The organism is Streptomyces sp. NPDC047108 (genome assembly GCF_040643575.1).
Classification (GTDB): Bacteria; Actinomycetota; Actinomycetes; order Streptomycetales; family Streptomycetaceae; genus Streptomyces.
Genome location: NZ_JBEYUP010000006.1, coordinates 302,457 through 327,487 on the forward strand (window position 1 = coordinate 302,457; position 25,031 = coordinate 327,487).

The following is a 25,031-nucleotide window of genomic DNA, read 5'->3' on the forward strand; positions in this document are numbered from 1 at the left end:
GGTGCGCCGCCGTGCCGGCTCAGCCGAGTCTGAGGCGCTCGGAGAGCGTGCCCCGGGGACCGGCGGCCACGTAGAGCATGTGCGCGACAAGCTCGTTGGGGCTCTCGTGCACGGTGAAGCCTCCCGTGGTGAGGATCTGGCGGATCGCCTCACGCATCACATCCGCAACATGCGCCCCGTAGCGCACCACCGGTGCCTCGGCCTGGTGTTGAAGCGTGCACCGCGTGATCGCGGAGGCCAGCCACGGATGGATCCGCCACTCCACGTAAACGCCTCCGGAGGCGTCGCTGCCCGGGTCGATCGCCACGCGGACGCCCGCGCTGACACGTGCGTCCATCCCCGGGACGACCGGCAGCCCGGCCGCGGCCAGCTCGGTCGACACGTCCTCCGCGAGCATGCCCCATCGCCTGCGCGTCTCGGCGCTCGCCTGCTGGTAGCCGTCGCCCATGGTGGGGACGTTAGCGCAGAAAAGGGCCGGGCCCCGGGATACGCCCCGGGGCCCGGCCCTCGATCTGCCGACTGCTACGCGCGTACTGCGCGGTGTTCCGTCAGTTGTCGTCCTCGTCGATGAGGAATCCCCGCATCGGGGACGGTGCCTGCTGCATCGGCTGCGGGCCCTGCGGCCGCACCGGCGCCATCGGCTGGGTCATCGCCGGCGACATCTGCTGCTGGCCGCCGTACGACGGGCCACCGCCACCCGGGCCGTGGCCGTGACCGCCCATGGACTGGTTGCCGCCCATGGTGTGGCCGCCCATACCGGCACCGGCACCCGCCATCGACGGGGACGGCGGCAGGGAGGCGGTCGCCGGGGTCCGCGGCGGGGCCAGCGAGTCGTCGGCCTGGTTCTCCAGCTGACGGAGCTGGCTCTCCAGGTAGGACTTCAGGCGCGTGCGGTACTCCCGCTCGAAGCCGCGCAGGTCCTCGACCTTGCGCTCCAGCGTGGCGCGAGCGGACTCCAGGGAGCCCATCGCGACGCGGTGCTTCTCCTGGGCGTCCCGCTCCAGCGCGTCGGCCTTGGCGCGGGCGTCCCGCTCCAGGCCCTCGGCGCGGCTACGGGCCTCGCCGACGATCTTGTTGGCCTCGGAACGGGCCTCCGCGATCGCCTGGTCCGCGGTCTGCTGCGCGAGCGAGAGGACGCGGGCGGCGCTGTCGCCACCGGGACCCTGCTGCGGCAGGTGCGGACCGCCGGGGCCACCGGGGCCACCCATCGGACCACCCATGGGGCCGCCCTGGCCCATGGGGCCGGGACCGTGCGGTCCCTGGGGACCGTGGCCACCGGGACCGGCAGGCAGCTGAGGCGCTCCACCGGGCAGCTGGGGCGGACCCATCTGCTGCTGCGGCGGCACCGGCTGCGGGCCCGATATGGCGGCGGGCACGGGAGCCCCGCCTCGGTCCTGCTGCTCCGGAGGCTTGCGCATACCCTGCTGCTGGTTCTGCGCGGCGGCGCGAGTGGCCGCGGCCAGCTTGGCGCGCAGGTCCTCGTTCTCCCGCAGCAGCCGGGTCAGTTCGGCTTCGACCTCATCGAGGAAGGCATCGACCTCGTCCTCGTCATAGCCTTCTCGGAGGCGGACGGTCGTGAACTGCTTGTTCCGAACGTCCTCGGGGGTCAACGGCATCTCTTCACCTCAACGTAGTCGTCGGCATATCGGCAGACCGTATCGTTCACAGCCGGCTCACGACGGTGATCAGGATGTAGACGATGATCATCAGTACGAAGAAGGACAGGTCGAGCGCCACGCCCCCGAGACGCAGCGGCGGTATGAACCGCCGCAGAAGCTTGAGTGGCGGATCAGTGACAGTGTAGGTGGCTTCCAGGACCACCACCATCGCCTTCCCCGGTTGCCACGAGCGGGCGAACTGGAAGACGTAGTCCATGACCAGCCGGAAGATCAACACGATGAGGAAGCAGTACAGCGCGATGTAGACCACATCGAGTGCGACTCTCATCTCGCGGTGCCTCTCCCCTTACTCGTGCCGGGCCTCGCGGCCTCGGTGACCGGTGTTGCGTCTCAGCTTTGGTTGAAGAACCCGCCCTCTGCGATACGGGCCTTGTCCTCCGCCGTGACATCGACGTTAGCAGGCGACAAGAGGAAGACCTTCTGCGTCACTCTCTCGATACTGCCGTGAAGACCAAACACCAATCCAGCCGCAAAGTCGACAAGTCGCTTCGCATCGGTGTCATCCATCTCCGTCAGATTCATGATCACCGGGGTGCCCTCACGGAAGTGTTCCCCGATGGTACGGGCTTCGTTGTACGTCCGGGGATGCAGAGTCGTGATGCGGTAGGGCTCACGCTCGGACACGACCTTGGGCATGATCACCGGTGCGTTCTTCTCCAGATTCTGACGTTCAGGTGTGATGGACGCCACGGGGGCGATACGAGCAGGTCGTCCGCTTTCCGCGGCAAGAGCCAGAGGCTCACGGGGGGCGGGGGTATGGACGACGCGGACGGAATCGTCCTGTTGTGTCCGCTCGGACTGGTGGGGCTGATGTTGCCGGCGGGGCCGCTCGGGCTCCGGCTCCGGCTCGAAATCATCATCGGGGTCGAAGCCCCGGCCGTCGTACCCATCGTCCTCCACGAGGCCGAGGTAGACCGCCATCTTGCGCATCGCGCCGGCCATGCTCTGCGTCCTCCGCTCTGTGGTGGATCGGCTCCGTCACCGGTTGCCCTGGATCCACTCGGCCTGTCCGCCTATTGACGGAAATGACCATATTTTCTACTGTGGTCCGACTTGCTTGGCGACGTTACCGGAGCCTGGGTCGGACTCCGAGTACCGCAGTGCCGACGCGCACATGTGTCGCTCCCGCCGCTACCGCGTCCTCGAGGTCCGAGCTCATACCTGCCGACACCATGTTCGCAGCAGGATGCTCCGCGCGCAGGCGTGCGGAGATTTCCATCAGCCTCTCGAATGCCGCCCGTTGACGCCCCGCGTACACGCCGGTGAGGGGTGCGACGGTCATCACACCTCCCAGGCGCAGCCCTTCGGCAGCGGCGATCGCATCGGCGATCTCCGGCACCTCGTCCGGTGCGGCCCCACCCCTGCCTCCGGCGCCTCCCTCCTCGGCGTCCAGGGCGACTTGGACGAGACAGCCGACCTCGCGCCCGGCACGGACCGCGGCAGCGGAAAGGGCGGTGGCGAGTCGCGTGCGGTCCACGGATTGCACCATATCGGCGTAACTCACCACCGAACGCGCCTTGTTCGTCTGAAGTTGCCCTACGAAGTGCCAGTCGAGGGTGAATCCGGAGCACTCCGCCGCCTTGGGCGCCGCCTCCTGGTCACGGTTCTCCGCGACATGGCACACGCCCAGTTCCGCGAGCAGCCGGACGTCGCTCGCGGGGTAGGTCTTGGTGACCACGACGAGGGTGACCTCGTCCCGCTTGCGGCCCGCGGCGGCGCAGGCCGAGGAGATACGTTCCTCCACCCGCGCCAGGTTCTCGGCGAGTTGAGCCCTGCGCTCCGTCATGCCAGTCCCATCAGTCCAGCCAGACATAGCCGGCCAGCCGCCCCGTCGTGCGATCGCGTCGGTATGAAAAGTAATCGGGTGACTCGAGCGTGCAGATGTGACTCTTCTCGCACATCTCAACGCCAAATCGGGCAAGTTGCGCGACCACGCCCGCGGTGACGTCCACGGCAGGCGTGCCCCAGCTCGTGGTCGACCACGCCTCCGGGACGGCCTCCGCCACCTCCGCCCGCATGCCCTCCGGCACCTCGTAGCACCGCCCGCAGATCGCGGGCCCCGTGACGGCGGTGATCCGGGACGGCTCGGCGCCGAGAGCGAGCATCGCCTCGACGGTCGCCGGGACGACACCGGCCACCATGCCGGGGCGCCCGGCATGCGCCGCCGCGGCCACACCCGCCACCGGATCGGCCAGCAGGACGGGGGTGCAGTCGGCGGTGAGAACGGCGAGGGCGAGCCCGCGGCGGGTGGTCACCATGGCGTCCACGCCCGGAATCTTCTCGTCCGGCCGCCACGGACCGTCGACGACGGCGACGTCCCGCCCGTGCACCTGGTTCATCCAGATCACGCCGACGGGGTCCAGGCCCAGTTCCTTGGCGGCGAGTTCGCGATTGGCCCGTACGGCGCCGGGGTCGTCACCCACGGCGCCGCCGAGATTGAGCTGCTCATAAGGAGCGGCGCTCACCCCGCCCCACCGGTCGGTGAAAGCGAAGTGCGCGCCGCTCGATCGCTGCTGGTGCCCTATCACGTCGGGCCGGTTACTTCAGGAAGTCCGGGACGTCCAGCTCCTCGGCCTGGCTGTCCTGGTACGGGCGGGCCGACGGCACCTGCGGCGGGGTCACCGGGGGCGAGGGAACCTCGCTGACCGGCGCCGGCTCGCTGCGCTCCGGCTCGGCCTCGTCGGAGTCACGCGGCGTGACGGCGCCGAGTCCACCGAAGGACGGACGGCTGCCGGTGTCGGAGGAGGGGCGGTTGCCGCTCTGGTACGACTCCTCGCGGCCGCTGCTCGTACCGAGCACCTTGTCGCGGTTCTTGGAGGGCGGCTGGCCGCCGTCGAAGCCCGCCGCGATGACGGTGACGCGGACCTCGTCGCCGAGGGCGTCGTCGATGACCGCACCGAAGATGATGTTCGCCTCGGGGTGGGCGGCCTCGCTGACGAGCTGGGCAGCCTCGTTGATCTCGAACAGTCCGAGGTCCGAACCGCCCGAGATGGAGAGCAGCACACCGCGGGCGCCGTCGATGGACGCCTCGAGCAGCGGCGAGGAGATGGCCATTTCGGCGGCGGCCACCGCGCGGTCGTCGCCGCGGGCCGAGCCGATGCCCATGAGTGCCGACCCGGCCTCGGACATCACGGACTTGACGTCGGCGAAGTCGAGGTTGATGAGGCCAGGAGTGGTGATGAGGTCGGTGATGCCCTGGACGCCCGAGAGCAGGACCTGGTCCGCGGACTTGAACGCGTCGAGCACGCTCACCTGACGGTCGGAGATCGACAGCAGGCGGTCGTTCGGGATCACGATGAGGGTGTCGACCTCGTCGCGCAGCCCCGCGATGCCGTCCTCGGCCTGGTTCGCGCGGCGGCGCCCCTCGAAGGTGAACGGGCGCGTGACGACACCGATGGTGAGGGCGCCCAGCGTACGCGCGATGTTGGCGACGACCGGTGCGCCACCGGTACCGGTGCCACCGCCCTCGCCCGCGGTCACGAAGACCATGTCCGCGCCCTTGAGGACCTCTTCGATCTCCTCGCGGTGGTCCTCGGCGGCCTTGCGGCCGACATCGGGGTTGGCGCCGGCGCCGAGTCCGCGGGTGAGCTCACGTCCGACGTCGAGCTTGACGTCGGCGTCGCTCATCAGCAGGGCCTGTGCATCGGTGTTGATCGCGATGAACTCGACGCCCTTGAGACCGACCTCGATCATCCTGTTGATGGCGTTGACGCCACCGCCGCCGATGCCGACGACCTTGATGACTGCGAGGTAGTTCTGCGGTGCTGCCACGTCGAAGGCCTCTCGCCTCGAGTTACGTGTCCGGCTCCCGCGATTTTTCGCGGAGCGCGGACGCATGCCGATTTGGGACGGTCCAAAGCCGACCCGAACCCTAACGGTCAAGTTTAGGGTTACCAGTTGTGTCTGCCCTGTGGACTCTTCGAACGAGACACTAAGTCGACAAGTGCTGCGCGTTCAACGAACACGCCGAACCTCCCGTTTTTCTTTTCACCCTATGTGATCACGCCATGTGCTAGCCACCCAGGGTGCTGGCCTGCCGCTCGGCACGTCAACTCCCTGACACCACAGGGGCGGTGGGAGCGCTGACATCGAAGTGCTTCGCGTCCCGCGCCGTTTTCATCAGCGCGAGAAGTGTCTTCGACTTGTCGGCGCCGCGTTCGCTGCTTCCCCACGCCACGGCCCGACCCCCCGTCAGTTCCAGCGTGATGGAGTCATATGAACTGACTCGGACGACCCGGGTGTCACGACGAATCGCCTCCGGGAGTCCGGCCGCCACACCGACCGCCTCACGCTCGAGCCTCTCCGGTCCGAATCGCCGGAGACTCGGCGAACGACTCACGTCCAATTCCAGAAGCGGAACGCCTTTCGGCGCCTGGGGAACGGTCGCGTAGTGAACTCCGCCCCTGTCCACTTCGATGAACTTTCCGCTCTTTTCAATAAGAACTTCCGGTTTGCGTTCCGTCACTTTCAGGCGGATTTCGTCGGGCCAGACCCGTACGGCGTCCACCGTGCCGATACGCGGGAGCTTCGACCTGAGCCGCGCCTCGATCCCCTCCGTGTCGACCGACATCAGCGGGGTGTTGAGCGGGACGTCCGCCGCCTCCGTCACCTGACGGGGCGTGAGCACCCGGGTTCCCCGGGTGCTCACCGTGTCCACCCGCAGCCACTTCGAGCCGTAGACGACCCAGACCCCGGCCGCGACGACGAGCACCACGAGGGCGAGCGTCACCAGAAGGAAGCGGCGGCCGGGGATTGGGAAGCGGAGCTTCCGTTTCCTGGAGGGCCGGGGCGGGCCGGACCGCACCGGCTTCCTGGCACCACGATCGGCGGTCGTCGGTCCGGCCACGCCCTGGCTCCTTCCGGAGGCCCGGGGAGACCCGGGCCGTTACGGCCTCACGCCCGGTGGCGCGCGGCCACCGCCTCGTACACCATCCCGACGAGCAGGTCGTCGGCGTCCCGGCGGCCGAACTCCGCCGCGGCGCGGGACATCTCGTACAGCCGGTGCGGGTCCGACAGCACCGGGCGCACCTGGCTCTGCACCCACTCCGGAGTCAGTTCGGCGTCGTCGACCAGCAGACCGCCGCCCGCCTTGACCACGGGCTGGGCGTTGAGCCGCTGTTCGCCGTTGCCGATCGGCAGCGGGACGTAGGCGGCCGGAAGCCCGACCGCGGACAGTTCGGCGACGGTCATCGCGCCCGCGCGGCAGAGCATCATGTCGGCCGCGGCGTACGCAAGGTCCATCCGGTCCACGTACGGTACCGGGATGTAGGGGGGCATTCCCGGCATGTTGTCCACATGCGGCATTTCATTCTTCGGGCCGACCGCATGGAGGATCTGGATGCCGGAGCGCTGGAGCGCCGGGGCGACCGCCTGCACCACCTCGTTGAGGCGGCGGGCACCCTGCGAGCCGCCGGACACCAGCAGCGTGGGCAGGTTGGGGTCGAGCCCGAAGGCGGCGCGGGCCTCCGGCCGCACCGCGGCCCGGTCCAGGGTGGCGATGGAGCGGCGCAGCGGGATCCCGATGTAGCGGGAGTTGCGCAGCTTGCTGTCCGGGGTGGCGACACCGACCTGGTGCGCGTACCGCGAGCCGATCTTGTTGGCCAGGCCCGGGCGGGCGTTGGCCTCGTGGACGACGATCGGGACGCCGAGGCGCTTGGCGGCCAGATAGCCGGGCAGCGCCACGTAACCGCCGAAGCCGATCACGCAGTCGGCCTTGGTGCGCTCCAGGACCTGCTCCGCCGCCTTGATGGTGCCGCGCAGCCGTCCCGGGACGGTGATCAGCTCCGGCGTCGGCTTGCGGGGCAGCGGGACGGCCGGGATCAGCGCCAGTTCGTAGCCCCGCTCGGGGACGAGCCGGGTCTCGAGTCCGCGCTCAGTGCCGAGGGCCGTGACCCCCACGGTCGGGTCCTGCCTGCGCAGGGCGTCCGCGAGGGCGAGCGCGGGCTCGATGTGGCCGGCGGTCCCCCCACCGGCGAGTACGACATGCACCGAAATTCACCGCTCTCTGGACGGCCGCCTCGTGGCGCGCCGTCGCATCGTCTTCCGTCTCACACCCGCCAGCTTCCTCCGGAAGGCTGGCTGCCGCGTGGCCAGGGCCGCCCGGGCGGCGGGCTCGGCTCGCGCGAAGGCGATCAGGAGCCCGATGGCGAACATGGTCGGCAGCAGGGCTGACCCCCCGTAGGAGAACAGCGGGAGCGGGACGCCGGCGATCGGCAGCAGACCGAGCACCGCACCGATGTTGACCACGGCCTGGGCCGTGATCCAGGTGGTCACCCCTCCCGCGGCGTACCTCACGAAGGGGTCCTCCGTGCGTCCGGCCACGCGGATACCCGCATAGCCTAGAGCCGCGAAGAGTGCGATCACCGACAGCGTCCCTGCCAGGCCGAGTTCCTCCCCGGTCACGGCGAAGATGAAGTCGGTGTGAGGTTCCGGGAGTTCACCCCATTTCTCCACACTCGCGCCGAGGCCGGAACCGAACCATCCGCCGTTGGCCAGGGCGTAGATCCCGTGCACGGCCTGCCAGCAGCGGTCGCCCTCGCCGGGCTCGGTCGCCCCCAGGCACGCGAGCCGAGCCATCCGGTTCTGGCTGGTGGTGATGAGGATGATCCCGATCACACCGGCGCCCGCCAGGACGCCCGCGAAGAGCCGGGTGGGCGCGCCGGCCAGCCACAGCAGGCCGAAGAGGATCGCGGTGAGGATGATGGCGGTGCCCATGTCACCGCCGAGCATGATCAGTCCGAGGAGCATGAACGCCGCGGGGACGAGCGGGACGAGCAGATGCTTCCACTGGGTCAGCAGGCGCAGGTCCTGCTTGCGTGCGAGCAGATCGGCGCCCCACAGGACGAGCGCGAGCTTGCCGAACTCGCTGGGCTGGAGCTGGAACGGGCCGCCGAGCTGGAGCCAGTTGGTGTTGCCGTTGACCGTGTGCCCTATCCCCGGCACCTGCACCAGGGTCATGAGGAAGACGGAGACGGCCAGCAGCGGGTACGCCAGCAGACGGTGGGCCCGTACCGGCAGCCGGGAGGCGAGCAGCAGGAGGCAGGCGCCCAGTACGGCCGCGATGAGCTGCTTGCGGAAGTAGTGGGTGGGGGCGAGCCCGGACTGCAGGGCCTGGATCATCGACGCCGAATAGACCATGACGAGGCCGAGCACGGTGAGCAGCAGACTGCCACCGAGGATCAGGTAGTACGCGGTGAGCGGGCGGTCCCAGGCGCGCTTGATGCGGGTGTGGAGCTGCCGCAGTCCGCGCAGCGCGCTGCCGCGCGGGGGCTCGGGCGAGCGCGCACCGGCTCCGCCCGCCCGCGCCGGTTTCGGCCGTACGGCCCGGGGTGCGGCGGTGCGTTCGCGCAGCGCGATCAGAGGACCTGCGGCTCCCGCCACGGCCGTGACCGGGCGGCGGACGGCGGAGAGGCGGCCTCGCAGACCCGTCCTGGGTCGCGACCGGCCGTCCGCGGCGGTACCGGGGTGCTCGGCCGTCATGTCCCCTCCGTAGGTGCTGGTGCGCCGGATCCTTGCACGGCGGGGACGCTCCGGCTCTACTGCCCCTGTTCGCCGCCGGCTGCTTCGAGCCCTCGTACGGCTTCGGCGAAGGCGTCCCCGCGGGTGCCGTAGTTGACGAACATGTCCATGGAGGCGCAGGCCGGGGCCAGCAGGACCGTGTCTCCCGGCCGGGCGAGCCGCGCCGCCTCCCGGACCGCCGCGGACATCGCCCCAGTGTCGGTCCGGTCAAGGTCCACGACCGGGACCTCGGGGGCGTGTCGCGCGAGGGCTTCGCGGATCAGGGCGCGGTCGGCGCCGATGAGGACGGCACCGCGCAACCGCTTCGCGGCCCCGGTGACGAGGTCGTCGAAGGTGGCGCCCTTGGCGAGGCCGCCCGCGATCCACACGATGTGCTCGTAGGCGGCGAGGGACGCCTCGGTGGCGTGGGTGTTGGTGGCCTTGGAGTCGTCCACGTACGCGACGCCGTCGACGTCGGCGACATGGGCGATGCGGTGGGCGTCGGGACGGAAGGCGCGCAGCCCGTCGCGTACGGCCGTGGGCTCGACGCCGAAGGCGCGGGCGAGGGCGGCGGCGGCCAGCGCGTTGGCGATGTTGTGGGGGGCCGCCGGCGTGACGTCGGAGACCTCGGCCAGCTCCTGGGCGCTGCTGCTGCGGTTCTCCACGAAGGCGCGGTCGACGAGAATGCCCTCGACGACGCCGAGTTGGGAGGGCGCCGGAGTGCCGAGGGTGAAGCCGATGGCGCGGCAGCCCTCCTCGACGTCGGCGGCGCGGACCAGTTCCTCGGTGGCCGGGTCGGCGGTGTTGTAGACGCAGGCGATCCGGTTGCCCTCGTAGATCCGGCCCTTGTCGGCCGCGTAGGCCCGCATCGAGCCGTGCCAGTCGAGGTGGTCGGGCGCGAGGTTGAGAACGGTGGCGGAGTGGGCGCGGACGGATGGTGCCCAGTGGAGCTGGTAGCTGGAGAGCTCCACGGCCAGGACGTCGTACGGCTCGCCGGAGAGCACCACGTCGATGATCGGGGTGCCGATGTTCCCGACGGCGGCCGTGCGCAGCCCGGCGGCGGTGAGGATCGAGGCGAGCATCTGGACGGTGGTGGTCTTGCCGTTGGTGCCGGTGACGGCGAGCCAGGGGGCGGCACCGGGCTCGCGGAGGCGCCAGGCGATCTCGACGTCGCCGACGACGTCGACACCGGCCTCGGCCGCGGCCAGGAACAGCGGGCTGCCGGGCTTCCAGCCCGGCGAGGTGACGACGAGCTCGGTGCCCTCGGGGAGCGTCTCCCCGTCGCCGAGGCGGACCGTGATCCCCTCGTCCTCCAGGGAGGCCGCGATCTCCCGCTGCCGATCCCCGTCGCCGCCGTCCACGACCGTGACGGCAGCCCCGAGGCGGGCCAGGGCGCGGGCGGCGCTCACGCCGCTCACCCCCAGGCCCGCGACGGTGATGCTCATGCCTTTCCAGGTCACTTGTCGGCCGCCCAGCCCGCGTAGAAGAGCCCGAGACCCACGATCACGCACATGCCCTGAATGATCCAGAATCTGACCACCACGAGGACTTCCGTCCAGCCCTTGAGCTCGAAGTGGTGCTGGAGCGGCGCCATACGGAAGACCCGCTTGCCGGTGAGGCGGAAGGAGCCGACCTGGATCACCACGGACATGGTGATGAGGACGAACAGACCGCCGAGCAGCGCGAGCAGCAGTTCCGTACGGGAGCAGATCGCCAGGCCGGCCAGCGCGCCGCCGAGGGCGAGCGAGCCGGTGTCGCCCATGAAGATCTTGGCGGGTGAGGTGTTCCACCACAGGAAGCCGAAGCAGGCGCCCATGAGGGCGGAGGCGACGACGGCGAGGTCGAGCGGGTCGCGGACCTCGAAGCAGGCGCCGGGGTTGGTGAGCGTGGCGGCGTTGGCGCAGGACTCCTGGTACTTCCAGACGCCGATGAAGGTGTACGCGCCGAAGACCATCACGGAGGCGCCGGTCGCCAGACCGTCGAGGCCGTCGGTGAGGTTCACGCCGTTCGACATCGCGAGGATCATGAACAGCGCCCAGATCGCGAAGATGACCGGGCCGAACGACCAGCCGAAGTCCTGGGTGAAGGACAGCTTGTCGATCGCGGGCGTCTGGCCGCGCGAGTCGGCGAAGTTGAGCGAGAGGATCGCGAAGGCGATGCCGACGATGAACTGACCGGCCATCTTCGCCTTGGCCCGCAGGCCGAGGCTGCGCTGCTTGACGATCTTGATGTAGTCGTCGAGGAAGCCGACCAGGCCCATACCGGTCATCAGGAACAGCACCAGCACACCGGAGAAGGTCGGCTCGCTGGAGGTGATCACCTTCGTCAGGACGTACGCGATGAGCGTGGCCAGGATGAAGGCGATACCACCCATGGTCGGGGTGCCGCGCTTGCTGTGGTGGTCGCGCGGGCCGTCGTCACGGATGTACTGCCCGTATCCCTTGCGGGCCAGCAGGCGGATCAGCAGCGGAGTACCGACCAGGGTGAGGAAGAGCCCGATGACTCCGGAGAAGAGGATCTGCCTCATCGACCGGCGACCTCGCCCTCGCCAGCGCCCTCGATCAGGGCCTGTGCGATCCGTTCCAGGCCGGCCGACCTGGATGCCTTCACCAGCACGGCGTCCCCCGGGCGCAGCTCAGTGCGCAACAGGTCGATCGCCGCCTCCGCGTCGGACACGTGCACCGACTCCTCACCCCACGAACCCTCGTTCTTGGCGCCCATGTCGAGCCAGGCGGCCTCCTGGCCCCCTACCGCCACGAGCTTGCTGACGTTGAGCCGGACGGCGAGCCGTCCGACAGCGTCGTGCTCGGCCAGCGACTCGTCGCCGAGCTCGGCCATAGGACCGAGGACCGCCCACGTGCGGCCCCCTTGCTCCCGGGAGGCTGCTCCCATGGCGACGAGCGCGCGCAGGGCGGCTCGCATGGAGTCGGGGTTCGCGTTGTAGGCGTCATTGACGACCGTCACGCCGTCCGAGCGCTCGGTGACCTCCATCCGCCAGCGGGAGAGCTGCCCGGCTTCGGAGAGCGCCTGGGCGATCTCGTGGGCGGGCATGCCCAACTCGTGGGCGACGGCGGCCGCGGCGAGCGCGTTCGACACGTGGTGCTCACCGTACAGGCGCAGGGTCACAGCGCTGCACCCGGTCGGTGTGCGAAGCGTGAACGTGGGTTGCCCGCTGGCGGTGAGGCGTACGTCCTCCGCGCGGACATCGGCCTCATCGGCCTCGCCGAACAGCACCGTACGGGCCTTGGTTCGGGAGGCCATGGCGCGGACGAGGGGGTCGTCGGCGTTGAGCAGGGCGACGCCGCCCTGGTCCTCCGGAGGCAGGCCCTCGACCAACTCCCCCTTGGCCTGGGCGATCTGCTCACGGCCGCCGAACTCGCCGATGTGGGCGGTCCCGACGTTGAGGACGAGGCCGATCCGGGGCGGGGTCAGCTCGGCGAGGTAGCGGATGTGCCCGATGCCGCGGGCGCCCATCTCCAGGACGAGGTGCTGGGTTCCGTCCTCGGCGCGCAGAGCCGTGACGGGCAGCCCGATCTCGTTGTTGAAGTTGCCGAGCGTGTAGACGGTGGGCCCGATCCGCTCCAGGAGCTGGGCGATCAGGTCCTTGGTGCTCGTCTTGCCGGACGAGCCGGTGAGGGCGACGACGGTGGCCCCGAGGCGCTGCACGACGTGGCGTGCGAGAGCGCCGAGGGCGGCGACGACGTCGTCCACGACGATCGCGGGCACGCCGACGGGGCGGGCGGCCAGTACGGCGACGGCTCCCGCGTCGGCGGCGCGCCGCGCGTAGTCGTGGCCGTCGACCCGCTCACCGGGGAGGGCGGCGAAGAGACTGCCGGGCCGTACCTCCCGGGAGTCGATGACGACCGGCCCGGTGACCTGGAGGCCGGGGTCCGGTATGTCGCTCGGCCGCCCGGAGACCACATGGGCGATCTCGGCGAGGGAGAGTGCGATCACCGGTCACCTCCGTCGCGACTGGGGGGTTTCCGGCTGGTGTTCGGTGCGCGCATGGCGTTCTGTGTCATCCCTGGGGTTTCGGGTTCTCGGCTGACTCGATGGCCTCGCGCAGCACCCGCCGGTCGTCGAAAGGACGCACCACACCGGCGATGTCCTGCCCCTGCTCGTGGCCCTTGCCCGCGATGAGAACGGTGTCACCGGCCTCGGCGCGTGCGACCGCGGCCGCGATGGCGGCAGCCCGGTCCTCCTCGATGAGGACGGTGCCGCGCTCGTGGACCGGCACCTCGGAGGCGCCGGAGAGCATGGCGGCGAGGATCGCGAGCGGGTCCTCGGAGCGCGGGTTGTCCGAGGTGAGGACGGCGGTGTCGGCGAGCCGGGCGAGCGCGGCGCCCATGGGGCCGCGCTTGTGCGGGTCCCGGTCGCCGCCGCAGCCGAGCACGGCGTGCAGCTTGCCATCGGTGACCTTGCGCAGGGCGCGCAGGACGGACTCGACGGCGTCGGGCTTGTGGGCGTAGTCGACCACCGCGAGGTAGGACTGGCCCGCGTCCACGCGCTCCAGCCGGCCGGGCACCCCGGGGACGGCCGCGACGCCGTCGGCGGCTGTCTGCGGCTCGACGCCGGCGACGACGAGGGCGGTGATGGCGGCCAGCGCGTTGGCGACGTTGAACGGGCCGGGCAGCGGGGCGGCGGCCCGCACGGACTCGCCGTTGGGGCCGAGCGCGGTGAAGGTCGAGCCGAGCGGGCCGACCTCGACGTCGTCGGCACGCCAGTCGGCGTCGGGGTGCCCCTCGGCGGAGAAGGTGGTGACGGGGACGGCGGACTCCTCGGCGAGGCGTTTGCCGTACTCGTCGTCGAGGTTGACGACGCCGACGCGGCTGCGGGCCTGCGTGAAGAGCTGGGCCTTCGCCGCGAAGTAGTCCTCCATGTCCGGGTGGAAGTCGAGGTGCTCGGGCGAGAGGTTGTTGAAGACGGCGACGTCGAAGACGGTGCCGTCGACCCGGCCGAGCACCAGCGCGTGGCTGGAGACCTCCATGGCGACCGAGTGGACGCCGCGCTCGCGCATCACCGCGAAGAGCGCCTGCAGGTCCGTGGCCTCCGGGGTGGTGCGCTCGCTCTTGAGCCGCTCGTCGCCGATCCGCGACTCGACGGTGCCGATGAGCCCGGTGAGCGCGGGCGTGCCCGACCCTCCGGCGGCGGCCGCGCGCTGCTTCTCCGAGGCCCGCAGACCGCCCTCGATGAGGTACGCGGTGGTGGTCTTGCCCGAGGTGCCCGTGATGCCGATCTGCAGCAGGTCGCGGCCCGGCTCGCCGTAGATCGCGGCGGCCAGGGCGCCCATGCGCCCGCGCGGGTGGTCCACGACGAGGACGGGGAGGCCGGTGGCGGCGGCGCGGTCGGCCCCCACGGGGTCGGTCAGGATCGCGGTGGCGCCGAGATCGACGGCCTGGGCGGCGAAGTCGGCGCCGTGGAAGCGGGCTCCGGGCAGCGCGGCGTAGATGTCGCCGGGGCGTACGGCGCGGGAGTCGTGCGTGATGCCCGTGGCCTTGGCGTCCACGCCCGGCTCGGCGACGAGACGCGGGCACGTGGTGTCCGCGCCGGGGGTCCCGGCGGGCGCCGGAGGAGCCGTGATGCCGAGCTGGTCCGCCAGGGCCGCGAGCGGTGTCGGGCGGACCTGCTCAGGACGGGGTGGTCCCGGATAAGCCGTGGTGACGGTCTGGGGGACGGTGTGGGACTGATCAGCATGTGGCACGGCGGTGAGCGTACCCGGCGCGGACGTGCTGTCGCGAAACACGGTACGGGCCGAGTCCTGGTTTCCGGAATCGGATGTGATCTTCACGGCTCCCCCTCGCTAGAAGGTGACCGGGAGCCGCGCGGGCTTCTCGCCGGTCGGGGCGACCTGCAGGGACTTCAGCGCGAACTCCATGACGCGCTTGAAGACGGGGCCGCAGACCTGGCCGCCGTAATAGGCACCCCTGGTCGGGTTCTGCACGGCGCAGTAGACCGTGATCCGCGGCTTGTCGGCGGGCGCGAAGCCCGCGAAGGAGGCGGTGTAACCACGGTAGCGACCCGTGTCCGGGTCCACCCGGTTGGAGGTGCCGGTCTTGCCCGCGACACGGTAGCCGGGGATACGGGCCTTGGTGCCCGTTCCCTCCTCGTCGTCCACCACCGACTCCAGCATGTGCGTGAGCGACGTCGCCGTCTCCTTGCTGACGACGCGGGTCGTGTCGGGTGCGGCGGCGGGGGTGAAGATCCCGTCGGGGCCGCGCGTACCGCGGACGAGCGTCGGTGCGACCCGCGTCCCGCCGTTGGCGATCGTGGAGTACACGGAGGCGGCCTGGACGGCGTTGAGGGAAAGGCCCTGGCCGAACGGGATCGTGTACTGCTGCGAGGCGCTCCAGTCCCCCGGCCTGGCCAGGATGCCGGGCGTCTCGCCGGGGAAGCCGAGCCCGGTCTCCCGCCCGATGCCGAACTTCCGCAGGTACGAGTCGAGCACCCGGTTGGTCTCCTTGCGCGTCTTGCCGAGCTGCTCGACGGCGAGGATTGTGCCGATGTTGCTGGACTTGGCGAGGACGCCGTTGAGCGTGAGCTGCCAGGTCGGGTGGTCGATGTCGTCGGCGAAGAGCCGGTCGGCGCGGTGCAGCCGGTTGGGGACGACCACGTGGGTGCCGGGCGAGGCCACGCCTTCCTCCAGCACCGCGGCCATGGACATGACCTTGCTGGTGCTGCCGGGTTCGTACGCGTCCTCGAGCGCGGCGTTGCCCAGGGAACGGCCGCCCGCGGCGGAGATGTCGCCCGGATCGAAGCCCGGCGAGTTGGCCATGCCCAGGACCTCGCCCGTGCGGGTGTCCTGGACGATGACGTACCCGCGGTCGGCGGCGGACTCCTGCACCTGCTGGCTGATCGCCTTCTGGGCGGCCCACTGGATGTCCCGGTCGAGGGTCAGCTCGACTTCGGAGCCGGGGACGGCGGGCTGCTCCTGGGTGCCGACGGTGGGGACCTGGCGGCCGCCGGACTGGGCGTAGGTGATCTTTCCGTTGGTCCCCGCGAGCCTGCGGTCGTACTGCCCCTCGAGCCCGCCGCCGCCCCGGCCCTCGGAGTTGACGAAGCCGAGCACGCCCGCGGCGAGGTCCTTGTTCGGGTAGACCCGCTTGCTGTGCGGCTCCTGGAAGACCCCGGCGAGCACGTTGTGGCCCTTTCCGGTGCTCTTCTTCTCCTCGAAGGACCGCTTGAGGTCGCTGATCTGCTTCCAGATCTCCGGGGACTTCCGGCGGGCCAGCACCGTGTACCGCGTCTTGGGCCGGGCCAGCTTCTCCGCGAGTTCCTTCTCGTCCTTGTCCAGGATCGGCGCGAGGAGGGCGGCGGCCTGCTGCGGAGCGTCCCGCACCTTGCTCTGCTCGGGCGTGAACAGGAGCGGGTCCGCGGTGATGTCGTACGCGTCCACGGTGGTGGCGAGAGCGACACCGGTGCGGTCGGTGATGGAGCCCCGCTCTGCGGCGAGGGTGTGGGTGACGTAGCGGTTGACGTCGCCCTTGGCCGCGTACGCGCCGGCGTCCACGGCCTGGACCTGCAGCAGGCGTACGACGAAGGCCATCAGGACCAGCGTCAGGCCGAGGCTGACCAGGCGGAGACGGGGGCGGTGCGAGGCGAGCCGGATCTGCTGGGGCGTGCGCGCCGGGCGCCGGGCCGGGCCGCGCGCCCCTCCGCGCGGCCTCGCGGGGCCGGGCACTCGGCGGCGCGGGGGCTCCTGCGGCGGGGTCATGCGGTGGCCTCCCGGGAAGCGGCGAGGGCGCCGGTCACGGCGCGGCCCTCGGTACGTACTGGCCGGGCGCTGCGGACGGCGATCCGCGGACGGTGCCGTCGGGGAGCAGGAACACCGGGCTGCCGCCCGGCACGAGCCCGAGTTCGCGCGCCCGCTGCTCCAGGGCGTCCGGCGCGGAGTAGCCGTCGACCTCCTCCTGGAGCGCCTGCTGCCGGTTCGTCAGCTCGGTGGTCTCCTTCTTCAGCTTGCTGAGCCTGAACGAGCCCTGGTTGAGCGAGGAGTTGAGCAGCAGCAGCGTGATCAGCCCGCTGCCGAGGAGCAGCACGACGAGGAGCACGAACGGCATCCGGGGAGCGCGGCCCGCGCGGGCCGGCACCAGCCGCGCCAGGCGCGCGGCCCTGCCTCGGACGGCACGCTTCACGCCACGTCCTCCCGGATGCGCTCGGCGCCGCGGAGGCGGGCGGGTGCGGCGCGCCGGTTCTCGGCGATCTCCTCCTCCGTCGGCAGCTCGGCGCCGCGGGTGAGGAGCTTCAGACGCGGCTGGTACTGCTCGGGCACGACGGGCAGTCCGGGCGGTGCGGTGTTCGCCGCGCCCTCGGCGAAGACCTGCTTGACCATGCGGTCCTCGAGCGAGTGGTACGCGAGCACGGCGATCCGGCCGCCGACGGCGAGGGAGGCGACCGCCGCGGGGATCGACCGCTCCAGGACGGTGAGTTCGCCGTTGACCTCGATGCGCAGTGCCTGGAAGGTGCGCTTGGCCGGGTTGCCGCCGGTGCGCTTGGCGGCCTGCGGAAGAGCCTCGCGGATCAGCTCGACGAGCCGGGCGCTGTTGCTGAACGGCTCGCGCCGACGCTCCCGGACGATCGCCTCCACGATCTTCTTCGCGAACTTCTCCTCGCCGTACACCCGCAGGACGCGGACGAGTTCGCCGGGCGGATAGGTGTTGAGGACCTCGGCCGCGCTGATGCCGGTCGTCTGGTCCATCCGCATGTCGAGGGGGGCGTCCTGCGCGTACGCGAATCCGCGCTCCGCCTCGTCGAGTTGCATCGAGGAGACGCCGAGGTCGAACAGGATGCCCTGGACGCGCGGGACGCCGAGGCGGTCGAGGACGTCGGGCAACTCGTCGTAGACGGCGTGGACGAGGGTGGCGCGGTCCCCGAACGGGGCGAGCCGTTCGGAGGCGAGCTTCAGTGCGTCCGGGTCGCGGTCCAGTCCGATGAGGCGTGCGGCCGGGAAGGCGGACAGCAGCGCCTCGCTGTGACCACCGAGCCCGAGGGTGCAGTCGACGACGACCGGCTCCGTGCCGGCGGGGCGGTCCCCGCCCGGCGTCACGGTGAGAGCCGGCTCCAACAGGTCCAGGCATCGCTGGAGCATCACCGGGACATGCCGGGTCTCGCTCATGCGCCCCTCTCAGGTCCGGCGTGCGCCGGAGCGCACGTACCACCGGGTCCCCGCCCGCTCACTGAAGGGGAAGTGGTCTGCTGGCGCCGGGGAAGTGACGTCAGCCGACCGGGGAGCGGGAGGAGGCCGAGCCGTACGTACGCACCGCGCACGCCTGGGGAATCGGTTCCGAGGGGAGCATCACGCCTCCCACTTCGCGTCACTTTAGTCCACTCGTCCCCTCGGTCAACCAACTCGCCCTGCGCGCCGCAGAACCGGTTCTTCACCCATCCGGAGGACACTGGACCGGCCCTGTGGGTTACCTCACAGGGACATGCGTTGACCCTCAAATGCCCGACCTCACAGGGAGCCGTGAGCGGTGCGACGACTTACCGTTTACGCATGTCGACATCCGCACACCGTTCCACAGACCCCGCCGACGTCGTCCGCAGCGGCGACAGCGTCATCGACCGCCTCGTCGAGGCCAACCGGAAGTACGCCGCCGAGTTCGGCGATCCCGGCATGGACGCGCGCCCGGTCCTCGAGGTGGCCGTCGTGTCCTGCATGGACGCCCGGATCGATCTGCACCGCGCGCTCGGCCTCCAGCTCGGCGACTGCCACACACTCCGCAACGCGGGCGGGGTCGTCACCGACGACACGATCCGCTCGCTCACGATCAGCCAGCGGGCGCTCGGCACCCGCAGCGTCATACTCATCCACCACACCGGCTGCGGCCTGGAGAGCCTCACCGAGGACTTCCGGCACGAGCTGGAGCTGGAGGTGGGGCAGCGGCCGGCGTGGGCGGTGGAGTCCTTCCGGGACGTCGACCAGGACGTGCGGCAGTCGATGCAGCGGGTGCGGACCTCACCGTTCCTGCTGCACACGGACGACGTGCGGGGTTTCGTCTTCGACGTGCGCACGGGCCTGCTGCGCGAGATCGACCCCCTGTCATGAACGGTGCATAGCCGGTCGGTCGCGACATTACGACCCCGGTTATCCACACCCGAGTGACGTGAAGCCGTATCGGCAGCAAGAATGCGTGGTGTGACATCGCATCCCGGGCACCCTGGATGCGCTGCGCACACTTCGGGGAGGGCCGGAGTCCGTCGAGAGGGCACCGGCTCGTAGAACGGGCCGAGGAGGGCCGGGTGACGACCTATGACGATCGAGCGAGCCTCACGGATCTGACCACCACAGCGGACAGGGTCCGCAGGTCGGTCGAGAACGTGATCGAGGGCAAGCCGGAGGTCGTACGGCTCTCGCTGACCGTGCTCCTCGCCGAGGGGCATCTGCTCATCGAGGATGTTCCGGGCGTGGGCAAGACCATGCTCGCCAAGGCACTGGCGCGCTCCATCGACTGCTCGGTGCGGCGGATCCAGTTCACGCCCGACCTTCTGCCGTCGGACATCACCGGCGTCAGCGTCTTCGACCAGCAGCGGCAGGACTTCGAGTTCAAGCCGGGGGCGATCTTCTCGCAGATCGTCATCGGGGACGAGATCAACCGCGCCTCGCCGAAGACCCAGTCGGCGCTGCTGGAGTCGATGGAGGAGCGGCAGGTCACCATGGACGGGCAGACCTATGAACTGCCCAGCCCCTTCATGGTGGTGGCCACGCAGAACCCGGTGGAGATGGAGGGCACCTACCCGCTGCCGGAGGCGCAGCGGGACCGCTTCATGGCCCGGGTCTCGATCGGCTACCCCAGCCCGGAGGCCGAGCTGGAGATGCTCGACGTGCACGGCGGCGCATCCCCGCTGGACGATCTGCAGCCGGTGGCACACGCCGACGAGATCGTGAAGCTGGTCGACGCCGTCCGAACGGTCCATGTCGCCGACTCCGTCCGGCGCTACGCCGTCGATCTCGTCGCGGCCACCCGCAACCACCCCGAGCTGCGGCTCGGTGCCTCGCCGCGCGCCACGCTCCACCTCGTACGGGCGGCGAAGGCGGCAGCCGCCCTGTGCGGCCGTGAGTACGCGCTGCCCGACGACCTCCAGGCGCTGGCCGTGGCCGTGCTCGCCCACCGGCTGCTTCCCACCGCGCAGGCGCAGCTCAACCGCCGTACATCCGAGCAGATCGTCACCGAGATCCTCCAGCAGACCCCGGTGCCGGACCCCGCGTCACAGCAGTGGCGGCAGCCGCACAACGCCCACCCGTCACCCGGCCACCGGCCGCCCGGCGTGCGGGGGCTGTGATGTCCGCGGCACCGCCGCCGGGTCCGGACCCCGAGGAGGAGCAGGGCCATCTGCGCGCCGCCCTCGCCGGGCTGACGACCCGGGGCCGGTCCTTCCTGGCGGCGGGGATCGCCGCGGCCGTGTGCGCCTACGTCCTGGGCCAGTCCGACCTGCTGCGGGTCGGACTCCTGCTGGCCGCGCTGCCCCTGGTGTGCGTGGCCGTGCTGCTCCGCACCCGCTATCTGGTGTCCGGGAGCCGGCGGCTCTCCCCGGCGCGCGTGCCCGCCGCGGCCGAGTCGCGGGTGCACCTGCGCGTCGACAACGTCTCGCGGATGCCCACCGGGCTGCTGATGCTGCAGGACCGCGTGCCCTATGTGCTGGGGCCGCGGCCCCGTTTCGTCCTGGACCGTGTGGAGCCGGGCGGGCAGCGCGAGGTGTCCTACCGGGTCCGGTCGGATCTGCGCGGCCGCTATCCGCTGGGGCCGCTGCAGCTCCGGCTCACCGACCCGTTCGGGATGTGCGAGCTGAACCGCGCGTTCAGCTCGTACGACACGCTGACCGTGGTCCCGCGGACCGAGCCCCTGCCCGCGATCCGGCTCTCGGGGGAGGCCTCGGGCTACGGCGACGGCCGGCAGCGCTCGCTGGCGCTGGCGGGTGACGACGACGTGATCCCCCGCGGCTACCGCCACGGCGACGACATGCGCCGGATCCACTGGCGGTCCACCGCGCGCTACGGCGAGCTGATGGTGCGCCGGGAGGAGCAGCCGCAGCGCACGGGCTGCACGGTGCTCCTGGACACCCGCCGGTGCGCCCACCGCGGCTCCGGGCCGGACTCGGCGTTCGAGTGGGCGGTGGCGGGCGCGGCTTCGGTGGGGGTCCACCTGCTGGAGCGCGGGTTCTCCGTACGGCTGCTCACCGACACCGGCGCGTCGGTCCCGGGATCCGACGCCGGAGGCTTCGGCGGGGACTCCTCGGACGTGGCGGGGCTCCTGCTGGACACCCTCGCCGTGATCGACCACTCCGAGGAGCCGGGGCTCTCCTCGGCCTATGACGTGCTGCGGAGCGGACGGGAGGGCCTTCTGGTCGCCTTCCTCGGCGGTCTCGACGAGGAGGAGACCGCGGTGGTCTCCCGGATGCGCCAGCGCACCGGCGCGGCCGTGGCCTTCGTCCTGGACGGACCGGGCTGGACGAGGGACGGACAGGCGGAGCCTGACGAGGCGTACGCGGAGCGGCTCGGGCAGCTCCGCGAGGCCGGCTGGACGGTGGTGCCGGTCGCCCCGGGCGACACCCTGCCGCGCCTGTGGCGCGAGATCGACGGGCAGCCCCTCGGCGCGGGTGCCTGGCCGGGCGGCCCGGCAAGGGGCGGGCGATGAACGAGCAGGGGTTGCGGGGGCGGAGCATGACCGACGACGAGGGCAGGGCATGAGCGGGCGGGGACGGCTGACGGTCTGCGCGGTGGTGGCCACGCTGATGGCGGCGTGCGCGCTGCTGCCGCTGGTCGAACCGGCCGTGTGGATCCTGCAGGCGGCGTTCCTGCTGGTCATCGTGGCCGTCGTGGGCGCGCTGACCCGCCGGGTCCCGCTCGCCCGGCCGATGACCATCGCGGTGCAGGCGCTCGTGGCCCTGCTCGTGCTGACCATCGCCTTCGCCCGGGAACAGGCCCTCGGCGGCATCCTGCCGGGCCCGGACGCGTTCCAGGAGTTCGGGCAGCTCCTGGCCGAGGGAAGTGAGGACGTCAGCCGGTACGCCATCCCCGCGCCCGTCACCTCGGGGATACGGCTGCTGCTGGTCGGCGGTGTCCTGCTGATCGGTCTGGCCGTCGACGCCCTCGCCGTGACGTATCGCAGCGCCGCGCCCGCGGGCCTGCCGCTGCTCGCTCTCTACTCCGTCGCCGCCGGGCTGTCACCGGACGGCGCGGGCTGGCTGTGGTTCCTCATCGCGGCCTGCGGCTATCTGCTGCTGCTCCTCGCCGAGGGGCGGGACAAGTTGTCGCAGTGGGGGCGGGTGTTCACCGGAGGGGCGCGGGCGCCCAGCCGCCTCGGGGCGGGTCTTGAGCACAGCGGCGACTCGGCGGTCGCTCCCGTACGCACCGGGCGCCGTATCGGTGCCATGGCGCTCGGCATCGCCCTCGTGGTGCCGGCCGCGCTGCCCTCACTGAGCGGCGGGCTGCTGGCCTCGCGGACGAGCGGCTCCGGCGTCGGGCCCGGCGGCGGGACGATCTCCGCGGTGAACCCCCTGGTGTCGCTGCAGAACAGCCTCAACCAGCCGGAGAACCGCGAGGTCCTGAGCTATCGGACGAACGCTCCGAGCACCCAGGACCTGTACCTGCGGATCGTGGCGCTCGACCAGTTCGACGGGAAGTCCTGGAAACCGTCGGAACGCAAGGTCACCGATGTGCCGCCGACGCTTCCCGCGCCGCCGGGCCTGAGTCCCGGCGTCCGGACGAGTGCGGTCGAGACGACGGTCGCGGCCGCCGGCTGGTACCGGCAGAACTGGCTGCCGCTCCCCTACCCGGCGTCCCGCGTGGACATCGGCGGGCGGTGGCGGTTCGAGCCGGAGGGCCGGACCCTGGTCGGCGACCGCGGACAGACGACGCGCGACGCCCAGTACCGCGTCTTCAGCCTGCTGGTTGAGCCGACGGCCCGGCAGCTCTCGCGCGCGGGGGCTGCACCCGGCGAACTGAAGCGGGAGTACACACAGGTGCCCGACTCTCTGCCGGGTGTGGTCGCGTCCACGGCGCGCGATGTGACGTCGGGCGCCTCCAACGCGTACGAGCAGGCGGTCAAGCTCCAGGACTGGTTCTCCAGCAACGGCGGCTTCACCTACGACACGGATGTGTCGGCGGGCAGCGGAACCCAGGCGATCGCACGGTTCCTCAAGGAGAAGGAGGGCTTCTGCGTCCACTTCTCCTTCTCGATGGCCGCGATGGCCCGGACCCTGGACATCCCGGCGCGCGTGGCGGTCGGCTTCACCCCGGGCGCCGCCCGGGCGGACGGCACGATGTCGGTCGGTCTGAAGGACGCTCACGCCTGGCCCGAGCTCTACTTCGAGGGCGTCGGCTGGACGCGCTTCGAACCGACCCCGACCCGCGGCACGGTTCCCGACTACGCGATCGAGGAGGCGCCGACGGGCGGTGGCACCGATCCGGAGCGCCCGGCACCGTCCACGTCGTCCGAGCCGTCCGCCCAGCCCTCCCCGTCGCAGAGCTGCAGCCCGGACGAACGGCGTACGGGCGACTGCGGCATCGCCACCGACCAGGCCGGTGGCGGTCCCACGGACGAGGGGCCCCCGTGGGGGCGGATCCTCTCGTGGACAGCGCTGGGCCTGCTGCTTCTGGCCGTGCCTGTCCTGCCCATGCTGTGGCGGGCACGCACCCGCCGCCGGAGACTCAGCGGCGCCGGCCCGACCCTGGGCGACGCGACCGTGCGTCTGGAGACCATGGGGGCGGCGGATGACGAGGGAGCACGAGCCAACGCCGACCGGACCCTCGCGGCCTGGCGCGAGTTGATCGACTCGGGATGGGACTACGGCATCCTGCCGGACGACACCCAGACCCCCCGGCAGGCGGCCGACCGGCTCGTCGCCGGTGGCGACCTCGACGACGTGTCGGCGGAGTCGGCTCGGCGCGTGGCCGCCGCGGTGGAACAGGTGCTGTACGCCCCCGAACCGCGCCCGGCTCCGGACCTGCCGGACCACGTACGACGGGTGAGAGCCGGTCTCCACGCGACGGCGGGGCGGGCCAGCCGGCTCCGTGCGCGGTTCGCGCCGCGCTCAGCCGTGCGGGTGGCCTGGGCGTTCTCCAGGTGGTGGTCCGGGGTGAGCGCACGCTGGGGCATGGAGCGCTGGGCCAGGACCTTGCGCCGCCTCCGGCCGCGCAGACCGAGCAGCCAGAGCAGCTGAGACGGGCCCGCGCCGCGGGCCTGTCAGCGGCCGCGGGGCCGTCCAGAGCCGCGGGGCGGGCTTCCAGGGCCGCGGCGCGTCCAGGGCTCCGGGGTGAGCTCGTCAGGGCCCCGCGGCCTGCCGCCTCGGGGGTGGCGGCCGGGCCCGGCGGCATTGCCCAGCGCCCTGTTGCGAGCCGGGCTGATGCGCGGTGACTGTCCGCCCTGGGGCGGCTCTGTCGTGCCGATCGCCTGCCCCTGCTGCCGACCCGCGCGGGCTTCGGCACGAGGCCGGTCATGGCCCCGCGGCGGGCCACGGCACAGCTCGGCCCGGCCTCGCCGCCCGCGGCGGGACACGGCGAGCTTCCCGGGCGGGCCGGCGGCCGAGGCGGCGTGCGGCCCAGCCGGGGTGGATCTCCGGAAAACCGGACGCGGACGACCGCGACGGGCCAGGGCGCAACCCGAGTCGGGACAGGCCCGGCCAACCAGGCCGCCCAGCTGAGACCGAGCCCCATGCCGCTCGCGCCGCGGACAGCGACCAGCCCTGGGTTTCAGCCCGAGGTGGACAGAACCACAGCGCGGACGAGACCGAACGGGCGACGGGTGAAGGCTGCGGGGAGTACCGGCGAGCGGGGGCCACATACAGGTTCCGGCACGGGCGGCAAGGCCCGGTCTCCTCATACGGGTCCAGGCGTCCGCACGCCCGCACGCCCGCACG

At 71.5% G+C, this 25,031-nt stretch carries 20 protein-coding genes and 1 pseudogene; 4 read left to right on the forward strand and 17 right to left on the reverse strand.

Annotation, left to right across the window (positions count from 1 at the left end):
• Window positions 1-19: 19 nt before the first annotated feature.
• The 17 genes and pseudogenes from ABZ822_RS15975 to rsmH all read right to left on the reverse strand — a co-directional run bounded on the left by ABZ822_RS15975 (window position 20) and on the right by rsmH (window position 18,288).
• Complete coding sequence (locus ABZ822_RS15975; RefSeq protein WP_360853129.1) at window positions 20-448, reverse strand: hypothetical protein; 429 nt, start codon at window positions 446-448, stop codon at window positions 20-22.
• 100 nt (window positions 449-548) lie between these two features.
• Complete coding sequence (locus ABZ822_RS15980) at window positions 549-1,616, reverse strand: DivIVA domain-containing protein (RefSeq protein WP_360853132.1); 1,068 nt, start codon at window positions 1,614-1,616, stop codon at window positions 549-551.
• A 46-nt stretch (window positions 1,617-1,662) separates the two neighbouring features.
• Window positions 1,663-1,947: a YggT family protein gene (locus tag ABZ822_RS15985; RefSeq protein WP_360853135.1), complete on the reverse strand. Its 285-nt coding sequence runs from the start codon at window positions 1,945-1,947 to the stop codon at window positions 1,663-1,665.
• Between the two features lie 62 nt (window positions 1,948-2,009).
• Entirely contained in the window at window positions 2,010-2,621 is a 612-nt protein-coding gene (sepF, locus tag ABZ822_RS15990) for a cell division protein SepF (RefSeq protein WP_360853138.1), read from the reverse strand.
• Between the two features lie 124 nt (window positions 2,622-2,745).
• On the reverse strand, window positions 2,746-3,465 hold the full coding sequence (locus tag ABZ822_RS15995; protein ID WP_360853141.1) for a YggS family pyridoxal phosphate-dependent enzyme: 720 nt from the start codon (window positions 3,463-3,465) through the stop codon (window positions 2,746-2,748).
• Between the two features lie 10 nt (window positions 3,466-3,475).
• On the reverse strand, window positions 3,476-4,207 hold the full coding sequence (gene pgeF, locus ABZ822_RS16000) for a peptidoglycan editing factor PgeF (protein ID WP_360853144.1): 732 nt from the start codon (window positions 4,205-4,207) through the stop codon (window positions 3,476-3,478).
• A 10-nt stretch (window positions 4,208-4,217) separates the two neighbouring features.
• The gene (gene ftsZ / locus ABZ822_RS16005; RefSeq protein ID WP_360853147.1) at window positions 4,218-5,450 is read right to left on the reverse strand and encodes a cell division protein FtsZ; all 1,233 of its coding nucleotides are present in this window, start codon (window positions 5,448-5,450) and stop codon (window positions 4,218-4,220) included.
• Between the two features lie 277 nt (window positions 5,451-5,727).
• A complete protein-coding gene (locus tag ABZ822_RS16010) occupies window positions 5,728-6,525 on the reverse strand; it encodes an FtsQ-type POTRA domain-containing protein (protein ID WP_360853150.1) in 798 nt (265 codons plus the stop codon).
• Between the two features lie 47 nt (window positions 6,526-6,572).
• Complete coding sequence (gene murG / locus ABZ822_RS16015; protein ID WP_360853153.1) at window positions 6,573-7,667, reverse strand: undecaprenyldiphospho-muramoylpentapeptide beta-N-acetylglucosaminyltransferase; 1,095 nt, start codon at window positions 7,665-7,667, stop codon at window positions 6,573-6,575.
• 6 nt (window positions 7,668-7,673) lie between these two features.
• A complete protein-coding gene (ftsW, locus tag ABZ822_RS16020; RefSeq protein ID WP_360853156.1) occupies window positions 7,674-9,158 on the reverse strand; it encodes a putative lipid II flippase FtsW in 1,485 nt (494 codons plus the stop codon).
• Window positions 9,159-9,214: 56 nt separating this feature from the next.
• The gene (gene murD, locus ABZ822_RS16025; protein ID WP_360853159.1) at window positions 9,215-10,621 is read right to left on the reverse strand and encodes a UDP-N-acetylmuramoyl-L-alanine--D-glutamate ligase; all 1,407 of its coding nucleotides are present in this window, start codon (window positions 10,619-10,621) and stop codon (window positions 9,215-9,217) included.
• An 11-nt stretch (window positions 10,622-10,632) separates the two neighbouring features.
• Complete coding sequence (mraY, locus tag ABZ822_RS16030) at window positions 10,633-11,703, reverse strand: phospho-N-acetylmuramoyl-pentapeptide-transferase (protein WP_360853162.1); 1,071 nt, start codon at window positions 11,701-11,703, stop codon at window positions 10,633-10,635.
• Entirely contained in the window at window positions 11,700-13,130 is a 1,431-nt protein-coding gene (murF, locus tag ABZ822_RS16035) for a UDP-N-acetylmuramoyl-tripeptide--D-alanyl-D-alanine ligase (protein WP_360853164.1), read from the reverse strand. Before murF ends, mraY begins: the two co-directional genes overlap by 4 nt.
• A 64-nt stretch (window positions 13,131-13,194) precedes the next feature.
• Entirely contained in the window at window positions 13,195-14,877 is a 1,683-nt protein-coding gene (locus tag ABZ822_RS16040) for a UDP-N-acetylmuramoyl-L-alanyl-D-glutamate--2,6-diaminopimelate ligase (protein WP_360853167.1), read from the reverse strand.
• A gap of 99 nt (window positions 14,878-14,976) precedes the next feature.
• Entirely contained in the window at window positions 14,977-16,887 is a 1,911-nt protein-coding gene (locus ABZ822_RS16045; RefSeq protein ID WP_360853170.1) for a penicillin-binding protein 2, read from the reverse strand.
• 67 nt (window positions 16,888-16,954) lie between these two features.
• Window positions 16,955-17,308: pseudogene (locus ABZ822_RS16050) on the reverse strand (septum formation initiator family protein); the annotation flags it as partial.
• Window positions 17,305-18,288 (reverse strand): 16S rRNA (cytosine(1402)-N(4))-methyltransferase RsmH, encoded by a 984-nt coding sequence (rsmH, locus tag ABZ822_RS16055; RefSeq protein ID WP_360853173.1) that lies wholly within the window; start codon window positions 18,286-18,288, stop codon window positions 17,305-17,307. The pseudogene ABZ822_RS16050 and the gene rsmH, both read right to left, overlap by 4 nt.
• Window positions 18,289-18,669: 381 nt before the next feature.
• Here rsmH and ABZ822_RS16060 point away from each other — a divergent pair, with 381 nt between their 5' ends.
• From ABZ822_RS16060 to ABZ822_RS16075, 4 genes are all read left to right on the forward strand, one after another.
• Entirely contained in the window at window positions 18,670-19,221 is a 552-nt protein-coding gene (locus ABZ822_RS16060) for a carbonic anhydrase (protein ID WP_360853176.1), read from the forward strand.
• Between the two features lie 194 nt (window positions 19,222-19,415).
• Complete coding sequence (locus tag ABZ822_RS16065; RefSeq protein WP_360853179.1) at window positions 19,416-20,456, forward strand: MoxR family ATPase; 1,041 nt, start codon at window positions 19,416-19,418, stop codon at window positions 20,454-20,456.
• The gene (locus tag ABZ822_RS16070; protein WP_360853182.1) at window positions 20,456-21,808 is read left to right on the forward strand and encodes a DUF58 domain-containing protein; all 1,353 of its coding nucleotides are present in this window, start codon (window positions 20,456-20,458) and stop codon (window positions 21,806-21,808) included. Before ABZ822_RS16065 ends, ABZ822_RS16070 begins: the two co-directional genes overlap by 1 nt.
• 49 nt (window positions 21,809-21,857) lie before the next feature.
• Window positions 21,858-24,335, forward strand: coding sequence for a DUF3488 and transglutaminase-like domain-containing protein (locus ABZ822_RS16075; RefSeq protein ID WP_360853185.1), 2,478 nt, complete (start codon window positions 21,858-21,860; stop codon window positions 24,333-24,335).
• The last annotated feature ends 696 nt before the right edge of the window (window positions 24,336-25,031 follow it).

Bases quoted from the DNA above. Each gene is read 5' to 3' on its own strand.
- ABZ822_RS16070 (WP_360853182.1), top strand. From the start codon at position 20,456: ATGTCCGCGGCACCGCCGCCGGGTCCGGACCCCGAGGAGGAGCAGGGC.
- murD (WP_360853159.1), bottom strand. From the start codon at position 10,621: ATGAGCATCACCGTCGCGGGCCTGGGGGTGAGCGGCGTGAGCGCCGCC.
- rsmH (WP_360853173.1), bottom strand. From the start codon at position 18,288: ATGAGCGAGACCCGGCATGTCCCGGTGATGCTCCAGCGATGCCTGGAC.
- ABZ822_RS15985 (WP_360853135.1), bottom strand. From the start codon at position 1,947: ATGAGAGTCGCACTCGATGTGGTCTACATCGCGCTGTACTGCTTCCTC.
- ABZ822_RS15980 (WP_360853132.1), bottom strand. From the start codon at position 1,616: ATGCCGTTGACCCCCGAGGACGTTCGGAACAAGCAGTTCACGACCGTC.
- sepF (WP_360853138.1), bottom strand. From the start codon at position 2,621: ATGGCCGGCGCGATGCGCAAGATGGCGGTCTACCTCGGCCTCGTGGAG.
- mraY (WP_360853162.1), bottom strand. From the start codon at position 11,703: ATGAGGCAGATCCTCTTCTCCGGAGTCATCGGGCTCTTCCTCACCCTG.
- ABZ822_RS15995 (WP_360853141.1), bottom strand. From the start codon at position 3,465: ATGACGGAGCGCAGGGCTCAACTCGCCGAGAACCTGGCGCGGGTGGAG.
- ABZ822_RS16060 (WP_360853176.1), top strand. From the start codon at position 18,670: ATGTCGACATCCGCACACCGTTCCACAGACCCCGCCGACGTCGTCCGC.
- ABZ822_RS16075 (WP_360853185.1), top strand. From the start codon at position 21,858: ATGAGCGGGCGGGGACGGCTGACGGTCTGCGCGGTGGTGGCCACGCTG.
- ABZ822_RS16045 (WP_360853170.1), bottom strand. From the start codon at position 16,887: ATGACCCCGCCGCAGGAGCCCCCGCGCCGCCGAGTGCCCGGCCCCGCG.
- ABZ822_RS15975 (WP_360853129.1), bottom strand. From the start codon at position 448: ATGGGCGACGGCTACCAGCAGGCGAGCGCCGAGACGCGCAGGCGATGG.
- ftsW (WP_360853156.1), bottom strand. From the start codon at position 9,158: ATGACGGCCGAGCACCCCGGTACCGCCGCGGACGGCCGGTCGCGACCC.